Source organism: Wolbachia endosymbiont of Drosophila incompta (genome assembly GCF_001758565.1).
Lineage (GTDB): Bacteria > Pseudomonadota > Alphaproteobacteria > Rickettsiales > Anaplasmataceae > Wolbachia > Wolbachia pipientis.
The window spans coordinates 765,533-769,948 of record NZ_CP011148.1; the positions used below are offsets into that span (position 1 = coordinate 765,533).

A 4,416-nucleotide genomic window follows, 5' to 3' on the forward strand; every position below is an offset into this window, starting at 1 on the left:
GCAGAACCGTGCACTGCTTCAAACATTGCGTATTCATTCCCGATGTTGCTACTTCCGGCAAGCCCCACAGATCCAGAGGTTTGTGCGACTATATCTGATAATATGTCGCCATATAAGTTCTCGGTTACTATAACATCAAAATTCTCCGGTTCTGTTGCAACACGCGCCATTCCAATATCAACTATATAATGTTCTGCCTTTATATCTGGGTATTCCTTTGCAATGCGATCAAACGCGGCATGGAAAGTTCCGTCAGTCATTTTCATGATGTTATCTTTAGTCAGGCAAGTTACTTTTTTTCTGTTGTGTTTTTTTGCATATTCAAAAGCGTACCTGCATATCTTCTCTGAGCCAGATCTAGTAATAATTTTAGTGCATTGGTAAGAGTCACCAGTGAGCCTATGCTCTATTCCGGTGTAAACGTCCTCTTCATTTTCACGTATCACTACGATATCAAACTTATCGAATTTATTTTCTATAACAGGATGATATGAAATGCATGGTCTGATATTTGCATACAACCCTAGATTTTTTCTGAGTGCAACGTTTAAGCTTTTGTGCCCTTTACCTTGAGGAGTTGTTGTCGGAGATTTTAATAATATTTTTGTCCTTTCAATTGATTCCCAACCACTTGGAGAAATTCCGTGAGACCATTCTTTACTGTAAACACGCTCCCCTATTTCAATAATATCTATTGAGATTTCCGCTTCTGCTTCGCGCAATATCGACAGCACCGCTTCCATGATTTCTGGTCCGATACCGTCGCCATATGCAACTGTGATTAGTGTTGACATAACTTCCCTAGTTATAAATGATTTAATATTAATTTAAATAATAGAGTGGCACAAGTAGCTAATATTACCCAAGTTAGTATATTTACGGTTATTTAATAACGTATTTTTATATCATATGATGATATTATGAAATATAGGTGGGGTTATGAATACTGAAATAAATGTTAAAGTAAATTATGTAGGATTTACAAGGCGTATTGTAGCAGAAATACTTGACCTCATCATATTTTCCCCTCATTTTATCTTCGGTTTTATCTATGGTGTATTCATCGTATCATTACAAGATCAAGATAAAGACTCTTTTCAGGAACTTGCACAACTAGCAACAGAAATACCATTTATAGTTTCTACAGTAGTCGCAACATTAGTACTAACAATATCCAAAATATTAATGGTAACAAAACTTGGTGGTACCCCAGGAAAACTATTGTGTGGTATGCATATTAAAGATGCTAATACATTTACAAATGTTACCCTTATGCAAGCAACAATAAGATGTATTTCTAAGGGAAGCATCTGGATTATTTTTCGCTTTTTGCTTCATCTGCATTATCATGGTTATACTTTTCTATATCTTTTAATTGTGCTAATTTTATTTTTGTTTGCAGTATTTGATCAACGCAAACAGACTTTTTACGATAAAATTGCAAAAACAGTAGTGATAGACTATAAATCTAGTTGATATTTTTCTTTATAGGTAGTACATGGATAAAAAAGTAAACTACTCAACGATGACAAGACGTACTCTAGCATTTATAGTTGATTGTATTTTATTTATCGCAATACCATTTGGTTTAATGGCGGTGGATTTCTCACTTACACACGCAATACAAGGGATCATGGGTGCAATAATTGTAATCACCACGATTGTATTTTCTTTATTTTTAATGATACCATGTATATTTCATATATTCATGCTAGTAAAATTTGGCGGCACTCCAGGACACTTGTTATTTAGCATGCGTGTAAAAGACAAAGATACATTTGAGTCAATCACTACAATGCAAGCAATGAAAAGGACTATAGCTCTTTTTATAATTTATTGCATATCACTTTGTAATCCCATTTTATTCTTAGCTATACTAATCTTAGTTTTAGTATGTGCAGTAGGTGATGAACATAAACAAGCTTTTCACGACAAAATTGCAAACACGGTAGTGATAGATTATAAACCTAGTTGATATTTTCCTTTAGCTGTCTGCCACCAAGGGTGTCATTCCAGTGTCACGCGCTAACTTAAGGTAAATTGCCAACTTAACTATAAATATATTTTGGTAAATCCAAATTATTTTAGCTATAAGAGCGTTTTACTTTTTGCTCAGCATATCCATCATAACTGGCTTACTTTTAGTGATTCATGGAGTTAAAAAAGTCAGCATTGCTCTTTGTTAAAAGTAGTTTGTCACGTAAAAATTCCATTGCTTCAACGGGTCCCATAGGATTGAGTATCCTACGCACCACCCATATTTTATTTAGTATAGCCTTATCAACTAATAGCTCTTCCTTCCTTGTTCCGGATTTTGTAATATCAATAGCTGGAAATATACGTTTATCAGAAAGTTTTCTATCAAGTATGATCTCAGCATTTCCTGTACCTTTAAACTCTTCAAAAATAACTTCATCCATTTTTGAACCAGTCTCTATAAGAGCTGTGGCGATTATAGTTAAAGAACCCCCATTCTCAATATTACGAGCTGCTCCAAAAAAGCGTTTTGGTCTCTGCAGTGCGTTTGAATCTACACCACCAGTTAGAACTTTCCCAGACGAAGGAATAACCGCATTATAAGCACGTGCAAGTCTAGTAATATTGTCAAGTAGAATTACCACATCTTTTTTATGCTCAACCATTCTTTTAGCTTTTTCTATTACTATTTCAGCAAGCTGTACGTGACGGTAAGCAGGCTCATCGAATGTAGAACTTACTACCTCACCTTTTACAGAACGTATCATATCTGTTACTTCTTCAGGTCTTTCATCTATAAGTAACACTATTAATTCTACTTCAGGGTGATTTATAGCTATAGAGTTAGCCATTTGCTGAAGCAATACAGTTTTTCCTGTGCGAGGTGGAGCAACTACTAACGCTCTTTGCCCTTTTCCAAGAGGAGCTACTATATCTATAGCACGCATGCTTAAGCCTTTTTTATCATCACCATTATTACACTCAAGTACTATGCTTTCCTCAGGATAAAGAGGAAGCAAATTATCAAAATGGACGTACTTTCTTAATTCACTTACTTCAGTAGAGTTTATACTTTGAACCTTAGTTAAAGTAAAATATCTCTCTTTATCACCAGGTGGCCTTATTTCTCCATATGCCATATCTCCTGTACGTAAATTAAACTTCTTTATTTGCCCGTTAGAAATATAAACATCATCGGTACTTGGGGCATAATTTACACTTGCTGAACGTAAGAAACCAAAACCATCAGGCAATATTTCCACTATTCCACTCCCTGTGGTTATGCCTCCTTCTTCACTCATTTTTTTCATTAAGCTGAATATTATTTCCTGCTTTAGCATTCTACCATTGCTTTTACCGTTAGTTGAAATTTTTCTTTCTTCAGCTAACTCTAACAATTCTTCTGCTGTTTTCTCTTTTAATTCGCTCAGATCTAATGTTTTTCTGTTTTTCTCAGTACCTTCATTGACCATCTGTTTTACTGTATCGTTATTGTAAATTTGCTCACTTTTTTCAGGTTGAGCTGTAACCTTTCCTTTTGCCAAAACATCTTCATTGATTGTTGTCATAATCCTCCAAAAATTTTAATTGATGCTTACTAACCTAAAATGTGACTATAAGATAATAAATTAGGCTGAGTTAGTTTCAGTGCGTATTAAGCTTAATTATCATTAAACCCCGTACTTTACTTACATTATACCAATAAACACTAGCAAGTCAAGTTAATTTAATGTTAACAAAACACAAAAATTTGAGGATTTTCAATAGCTATTCTTTATATTTTTTTAACCTTTCTTGCTTCTCCTCTTCTACTTTTGCTTTTTCCACTTCTGCTTCTAAATTTTCTTGACTACATAAGCCGAGTAGTACAGGATCTTGGGGTTTTATATTTTGCATGTTATGATGAGATCCATCTCTTACCTGCTCAACTGTGTAATTTGTTGTACTAATTAATTTAGCTATAACGTTATTGTCCAAGATAGGAAATTTTTTTACTAAATAATAAATCGCATCAGGTTTATCTCTACGTCTTGCCGTAGAGGCAAAGCCAAGAATGCTACCAATCGCTTTACTCCTTTTTTTTATATTTTTTATAATCAAATTTGGTACACGATTTGGATTTTTTTTGCAATCATCGATTTCTTTTTCAGTAATTATTCCAGAAATAATAGGGTTATATTTTTCTACTTCTATTTCCTCATCAGCTATGTCTTGTACTTCTTCAAGGGCCAATCTGCAACATTGTGCTATTTGATTAAAAGTTAAACCAGTGTTGTCTACTAACCAAGCAGCTATTTGCACTAGAAACTGTTTATTTCTATCGTTATTGCCCTTAGAAGATTCCATTGACATCAAAAAAGCATCTCCCATTTAAAGTATCCCTTACTGTTATACAGAGCTAAAATATAAACTATTAAAACTAAAAAAGCATTAATTTTG

5 protein-coding genes are annotated in these 4,416 nt (G+C 33.9%); 2 read left to right on the forward strand and 3 right to left on the reverse strand.

The genetic code is table 11. From position 1 onward, the window contains the following. Positions 1–794, reverse strand: a 794-nt coding sequence (locus WG67_RS08510; protein WP_458694899.1) for an NADP-dependent isocitrate dehydrogenase, incomplete at its 3' end; no start/stop codon positions are given. A 145-nt stretch (positions 795–939) separates the two neighbouring features. Between WG67_RS08510 and WG67_RS03395 the strand changes: the two genes are divergently transcribed. Then, the gene (locus WG67_RS03395) at positions 940–1,476 is read left to right on the forward strand and encodes an RDD family protein (protein ID WP_006279799.1); all 537 of its coding nucleotides are present in this window, start codon (positions 940–942) and stop codon (positions 1,474–1,476) included. A gap of 22 nt (positions 1,477–1,498) precedes the next feature. Beyond that, complete coding sequence (locus tag WG67_RS03400; RefSeq protein ID WP_010082496.1) at positions 1,499–1,975, forward strand: RDD family protein; 477 nt, start codon at positions 1,499–1,501, stop codon at positions 1,973–1,975. A gap of 166 nt (positions 1,976–2,141) precedes the next feature. Here the strand turns inward: WG67_RS03400 and rho are convergent, their stop codons facing one another. Next, the gene (gene rho, locus WG67_RS03405; RefSeq protein ID WP_070356907.1) at positions 2,142–3,545 is read right to left on the reverse strand and encodes a transcription termination factor Rho; all 1,404 of its coding nucleotides are present in this window, start codon (positions 3,543–3,545) and stop codon (positions 2,142–2,144) included. A 199-nt stretch (positions 3,546–3,744) separates the two neighbouring features. Beyond that, positions 3,745–4,347 carry a cell cycle transcriptional regulator TrcR gene (locus WG67_RS03410; protein WP_010082495.1) on the reverse strand — a complete coding sequence of 201 codons (603 nt, stop codon included), beginning with the start codon at positions 4,345–4,347 and terminating at the stop codon, positions 3,745–3,747. Between the last annotated feature and the right edge of the window lie 69 nt (positions 4,348–4,416).